General features: G+C 65.1%; 4 protein-coding genes. 2 read left to right on the top strand and 2 right to left on the bottom strand.

The features are described from left to right. On the bottom strand, positions 1-1559 hold a 1559-nt coding region (locus AC5JJ6_RS36435; protein ID WP_496046722.1), incomplete at its 3' end, for a methylmalonyl-CoA mutase family protein. A 425-nt stretch (positions 1560-1984) separates the two neighbouring features. Here AC5JJ6_RS36435 and ccrA point away from each other — a divergent pair. Beyond that, entirely contained in the window at positions 1985-3268 is a 1284-nt protein-coding gene (ccrA, locus tag AC5JJ6_RS36430; RefSeq protein WP_496046721.1) for a crotonyl-CoA carboxylase/reductase, read from the top strand. Between the two features lie 54 nt (positions 3269-3322). On the opposite strand, the gene AC5JJ6_RS36425 is transcribed toward ccrA, so the two are convergent. Next, the gene (locus AC5JJ6_RS36425; protein WP_496046720.1) at positions 3323-4789 is read right to left on the bottom strand and encodes a GH1 family beta-glucosidase; all 1467 of its coding nucleotides are present in this window, start codon (positions 4787-4789) and stop codon (positions 3323-3325) included. Positions 4790-4902: 113 nt separating this feature from the next. Between AC5JJ6_RS36425 and AC5JJ6_RS36420 the strand changes: the two genes are divergently transcribed. Continuing rightward, positions 4903-6288 (top strand): acyl-CoA dehydrogenase family protein (locus AC5JJ6_RS36420; RefSeq protein ID WP_496046719.1); only part of this gene is annotated, 1386 nt, incomplete at its 3' end.

The following is a 6288-nucleotide window of genomic DNA, read 5'->3' as shown; positions in this document are numbered from 1 at the left end:
GCCGTCACCCGGTCGCGGACGACGGCCAGACCGTCGGCCCCAGCGCCTGCCGCCGCTGCCGCCTTGCCGACACCTGTCGGCGCCCGGTACTCACCGAATATCTCGCGCAGCACGGCCGACCACTCGCCGGTCGTGACGCCGGCATGGGCGGCACGGATGCTTGGCTCCATGATGTTGCGGCCTTCGCGGGCGGCTGCTCCCAGTTCGGCCAGCGCCGCCTGGACCTCGGCATCGTTGCGGGCGGCACGCCAGGCTTCCAGCCGACCGAGCTGATCGGCCTCCGCCTGCGGATCGGCGGCCAGGAACCCGCCATCATCGCCGGCTGTCAGTGGCGATGGGGCCGATTCGGTGAACTTGTTGACGCCGACGACGATCTGCTCGCCCGACTCGATGGCGGAGAGCCGCTTCGAGTTCGATTCGACAAGCCGCTGCTTCATATAAGAGGACTCGACCGCCGCGATGGCGCCGCCCATGGCGTCGATTCGCGCCAGTTCCTCCAGCGCCTCGGCCATCAGTTCCTCGACCTTGCCATCGATCACGTGGCTGCCGTTGAACAGGTCGCCGTATTCCAGCAAGTCCGTCTCGAACGCGACGATCTGCTGAAGGCGCAGGCTCCATTGCTGGTCCCACGGACGCGGCAATCCCAGCGCCTCGTTCCAGGCGGGAAGCTGGACCGCGCGGGCGCGGGCGTCCTTGGACAGGACGACGGCCAGCATCTCGATCAGGATGCGGTAGACGTTGTTCTCGGGCTGTGGCTCGGTCAGGCCCAGGCTGTTGACCTGGACGCCATAGCGGAAGCGGCGGAACTGCTCGTCCTGGATGCCGTAGCGGTCGCGGGTGATCTCTTCCCACAGGCGGGCGAACGCCCGCATCTTGCACAGCTCGGTGATGAACCGGATGCCGGCATTGACGAAGAAGCTGATTCGGCCGACCACCTGCGGAAAATCTTCCGGCGGGACCTGTCCCGCCTCCTTCACCGCGTCGAGCACGGCGATCGCGGTCGCCAGCGCATAGGCCAGTTCCTGGACCGGCGTCGCTCCCGCTTCCTGGAGGTGGTAGGAGCAGACGTTCATCGGGTTCCACTTCGGCACTTCGCGATAGGTGAACGCGATCATGTCGGTGGTCAGGCGCATCGACGGAGCCGGCGGGAAGATGTAGGTGCCCCGGCTGAGGTATTCCTTGATGATGTCGTTCTGCGTCGTCCCGGAAAGCTGGGCGCGGCTGGCGCCCTGCTGCTCGGCGGCGGCGATGTAGAGCGCCAGCAGCCACGGAGCCGTGGCGTTGATCGTCATCGACGTGTTCATCTCGCCCAGCGGGATGCCGTCGAACAGGGTCTTCATGTCGCCGAGATGGCAGACGGGAACGCCCACCTTGCCGACTTCGCCCTTCGCCAGGGGGTGGTCGCTGTCGTAGCCGGTCTGTGTCGGCAGGTCGAAAGCGACGGAAAGCCCCGTCTGGCCCCGCTTCAGATTGGTGCGGTACAGCGCGTTGGAGGCGGCCGCCGTCGAATGGCCGGAATATGTCCGGATCAGCCAGGGCTTGTCGCGATGTCCAGTCATTACTGCGCTATCCCCTTCATGCTCGGTTCGTAAGCCCGATCAACCGCATCGCCGCATATCAGCCGGCCAATGCAACTACGCCATCATTCCGGTACGCTACCGGGCAAGCAGGCCCATTTCCATTGCAATGCACCATATTTCGGTCTCCGGACGGATCGTTCTTAAGACCAATGGACATTTCATGAGGCCGGAGTCGACCTGCCCTAAGCCGAACCGGACTGATAGTTTCGTGAAGCCGGGCGGCTAGTGAAACAATTTACCGTATTGTGCGTTGCATCGGAAGGATTATCCTGCTTAGATCGCGGAAACGCCAAGAACCACAGGCTTTTCAATCCTGGCCGTTTCCGACGGCGACGCAAGTGCAGCAAACGTCGGGACGACCGTTACCCAAGCATTCTGCGGCAAAAAGTTTCGAGGAATAAGGCATGTCCGAGGCAGCGAACGTCATAACCCGGCCGGCCGGTCCGGCAGTCAAGGACCTCTACGATGTGGGCGAGATCCCGCCGCTGGGCCATGTGCCGGCGAAGATGCACGCCTGGGCCATTCGGCGCGAGCGCCATGGCGAACCAGAACAGGCCATGCAGCTCGAAGTCGTTCCGACTCCGGAAGTCGGACAGGACGAGGTCCTGATCCTCGTCATGGCGGCGGGCGTCAACTACAACGGCATCTGGGCCGGTCTAGGCAAGCCGATCTCCCCGTTCGACGTCCACAAGGCCGAGTACCACATCGCCGGCTCCGATGCGTCGGGCATCGTCTGGGCGGTCGGTTCCAAGGTCAAGCGCTTCAAGGTCGGCGACGAAGTCGTGGTCCACTGTAACCAGGACGACGGCGACGACGAGGAGTGCAACGGCGGCGATCCGATGTTCTCGACCTCCCAGCGCATCTGGGGCTACGAGACTCCGGACGGCTCCTTCGCCCAGTTCTGCCGCGTCCAGGCCCGTCAGCTCATGCACCGGCCGCTTCACCTGACCTGGGAAGAGAGCGCCTGCTACACTTTGACGCTGGCGACCGCCTACCGCATGCTGTTCGGGCACCGCCCGCACATCCTGCGGCCCGGCCACAACGTCCTGGTCTGGGGCGCATCGGGCGGTCTCGGGTCGATGGCGATCCAGCTCATCGCCACGGCGGGCGCCAACGCGATCGGCGTCATCTCGGACGAGACGAAGCGCGACTTCGTGCTGTCGCTGGGCGCCAAGGGCGTGCTGAACCGCAAGGACTTCGACTGCTGGGGCCAATTGCCCGACGTCGACGACAGCGCCGCCTATGCCGAGTACATGAAGCGGGTCCGCCCCTTCGGCAAGGCGATCTGGGACATCACCGGCAAGGGCAACGACGTCGATTTCGTGTTCGAGCATCCGGGCGAGCAGACCTTCCCGGTCTCCTGCTTCGTCGTGAAGCGCGGCGGCATGGTCGTGTTCTGCGCCGGCACGTCGGGCTTCAACCTGACCTTCGACGCCCGCTTCGTGTGGATGCGCCAGAAGCGAATCCAGGGAAGCCACTTCGCCAACCTGCTTCAGGCCAGCCAAGCCAACCAGCTCGTGATCGAGCGCCGGCTGGACCCCTGCATGTCGGAGGTCTTCTCCTGGGCCGACATCCCGCGCGCCCATACCAAGATGCTCCGCAACGAGCACAAGCCCGGCAACATGGCCGTGCTGGTGAACGCCACGCGGCCGGGTCTGCGGACGCTGGAAGACGTGGTCGAGGCGTAGACGGCCGACCGACCGATGGGGCCGGCGGAAGGAATGCCTTCCGCCGGCCTTCTTTCAAACCGGCACCTCGTTCGACTTCGCCACATCGCCGTACCAGTAGTAGCTTGCCTTCGGCCGGCGCTGCATGGTTTCGCGGTCCACCTGCACCAAGCCGAAATGCTGGGTATAGCCGAACCCCCATTCGAAGTTGTCGAGCAGGGTCCAGACGAAATAGCCCTTCAGGTTGGCGCCGTCCTTGATGGCGCGGTGACAGGCCAGCAGGTGGTCGCGGATGTAGAAGATCCTGCCGCCGTCCTCCGCCTTGCCGGTCGGGCCGACCCAGTCGCCGTATGAAGCGCCGTTCTCGGTCACGTAGACGGGGATGTTGCCGTAGTTGTCGCGGAAGTCGATGAGCTGTTCGTAAAGCCCCTCCGGTTCGACCGGCCACCCCATGTCGGTGTATTTGGTCCCCTCCGGCGACGGCCCGAAATTGGTGCCGAACAACCCGCCGGGATCGGTCACCTGATGCATGCGGCTATAATAGTTGAGCCCCAGGAAATCGACCGGCTGGCGAATCGCCTCCATGTCGCCTTGCTTGATCAGCGGCTTGAAGTCGGCGATCAAGCTGTCGGGGTACTGCCCCTTGAAAAGCGGGCCCAGACACGACCTGTTCCACACCGCGTCCCACTGCGCCGCCGCGTGACGGTTGGCATCGTTGCCGGGAGACGGCTTGACCGGCTGGACGCTGAGCACGGTGCCGAGCTTCCAGTCCTTGGCTCCCACAGCCCGGAGTGCCGAGAGCGCCCGCCCCTGGGCAAGGTTCTGGTGGTGGATCGCGGCGCAGAAATTCTCTCGTCCCCGGAGATCGGGAGCGTGGCCGCCGACGCCATGCCCGAAGATCGCGACGACGGAAGGCTCGTTCAGCATCACCCAGTTCTTGGCACGGTCGCCGATCCGCCCGGCGACGATCAGCGCGTAATCGGCGAACCAGTCCGCGATATCGCGGTTGGTCCAGCCGCCGCGATCCTGAAGCGCCTGCGGCAGGTCCCAGTGATACAGGCAGGGCCACGGCTCTATGCCGCGGCGGAGCAGCGCATCGACCAGACGGTCGTAGAAGTCGAGTCCCTTGGCATTCGCCGGCCCTGTCCCGGTCGGCTGGATTCGCGGCCACGCCAAGGAAAATCTGTAGGCCTTCAACCCGGCGTCGGCCATCAGCGTCACGTCTTCAAGGTAACGATTGTAGTGGTCGGCGGCGACATCGCCGGTATCGTTGTTGAGCACCTTGCCGGGCGTATGGCTCAGCGTATCCCAGATGCTCGGCCCCCGGCCGTCGGCGTTGGCAGCGCCTTCGATCTGGTAGGACGACGTCGACGTACCCCACAGGAAGCCCTCGGGAAAGCGCAACCGCTGCTGGGCCGATGCGGGAGACGTCAGGCGTCCGCCGCCGGCTGCCAAGCTGCCACCGATCAGCGCGGTCGCGGCGGCGGCTCCCAGGAACTCCCGGCGGCCGATCGATTGGGCTCCCTGCTCATTCGCGATCATTGCTTGATTGGCTCCCGTATCGTTCCATTGTTTCATTGACGCAGTGCACACTATCCCGCATTTTGCGGGGCAGCATTTTTGACCCGGCCCGGATTTAGTATACGGAGTTCCTTATGACCAGCGTTGCCGTCCAGCTCGATTCTCCCACAGCCGCCAATCCGGTCCTCGACGGCTTGCTGCCGCTCTGCGCCGAAGCGCTGCCTGCGGCGGAACGGCTGCTCGAAGCCGCACGGACCTCCGTGCTGGCGATCGTGGCCCCCGCCGGAGGCAAGATCGACGCCGATCTGCTGGAAGCGAACCAGACCGCCGCCCATGGTTATGCCTGGATGGCGACATATGTCGAGGGCCTTCGGCAGATCCTGGGCTGGGCCAGCCGGCTCGAAGCGTCCGGCGAACTGACCGAACTGGAAAGCCTGATCCTTCAGGCCGCCTTCGGCGAATATCTGGCGCAGCTGACCGGCGGCATCCCGCTCAGTCAGGTGGAGATCGTCCGTCCAGGCGACCTCGGCATTCCGGCGGAGGCTCTGGCAGCCTACCGCACCCCGGCGGTGACGACGCTGATCGACAAGGGCGCTGCCGCACCCGTGCGCCTGCGGATCGCGGAGCTTGTCTCCGACCATCACAACTTCGGCAAGCTGGCCCTGGAAGACGAGACGCTGGACATGGTCCGCGACCAGTTCAGCCGGTTCGCGCAGGACGTGGTCGTGCCCAATGCCCATGACTGGCATATGCGCGACGTGCTGATCCCGCTTGAAGTGGTCGAGCAGATGGCCGAACTGGGCGTGTTCGGCCTGACCGTGCCGGAGGAGTTCGGCGGTCTTGGCATGGGCAAGACGTCGATGTGCGTCGTATCGGAGGTGCTGAGCCAGGCCTATATCGGCGTCGGCTCGCTCGGCACCCGGTCGGAGATCGCGGCGGAGCTGATCCGTTTGGGCGGCACGCAGGAGCAGAAGGAGAAGTGGCTGCCCCTGCTTGCCAGCGGCGAGATCCTGCCGACCGCCGTCTTCACCGAACCCAACACCGGCTCCGACCTGGGATCGCTGCGCACCCGCGCCGTCCGCGACGGCGACGTCTATAAGGTGACCGGCAACAAGACCTGGATCACCCACGCGTCGCGTAGCGACCTGATGACGCTGCTGGTCCGGACCGACCCGAACACGACCGACTATCGCGGCCTGTCCATGCTGCTGGCGGAAAAGCCGCGCGGCACTGTGGAGGAGCCCTTCCCCGCCACCGGCATGACCGGCGGCGAGATCGAAGTGCTGGGCTATCGCGGCATGAAGGAATACGAGATCGGATTCGACGAGTTCGAGGTCCCGGTCGCCAACCTGCTGGGCGGGGTCGAGGGCCAGGGCTTCAAGCAGCTGATGGAGACGTTCGAGAGCGCCCGCATCCAGACGGCGGCGCGCGCCACCGGCGTCGCCCAGAACGCGCTGGAACTGGGCCTGAAATATGCCCAGGACCGTGTCCAGTTCGGCAAGGCGCTGATCAACTTCCCG

The organism is Skermanella sp., assembly GCF_059503625.1.
Note: the sequence above shows the minus strand (reverse complement) of the source record. Positions and strands in the feature narration are given on the sequence as shown.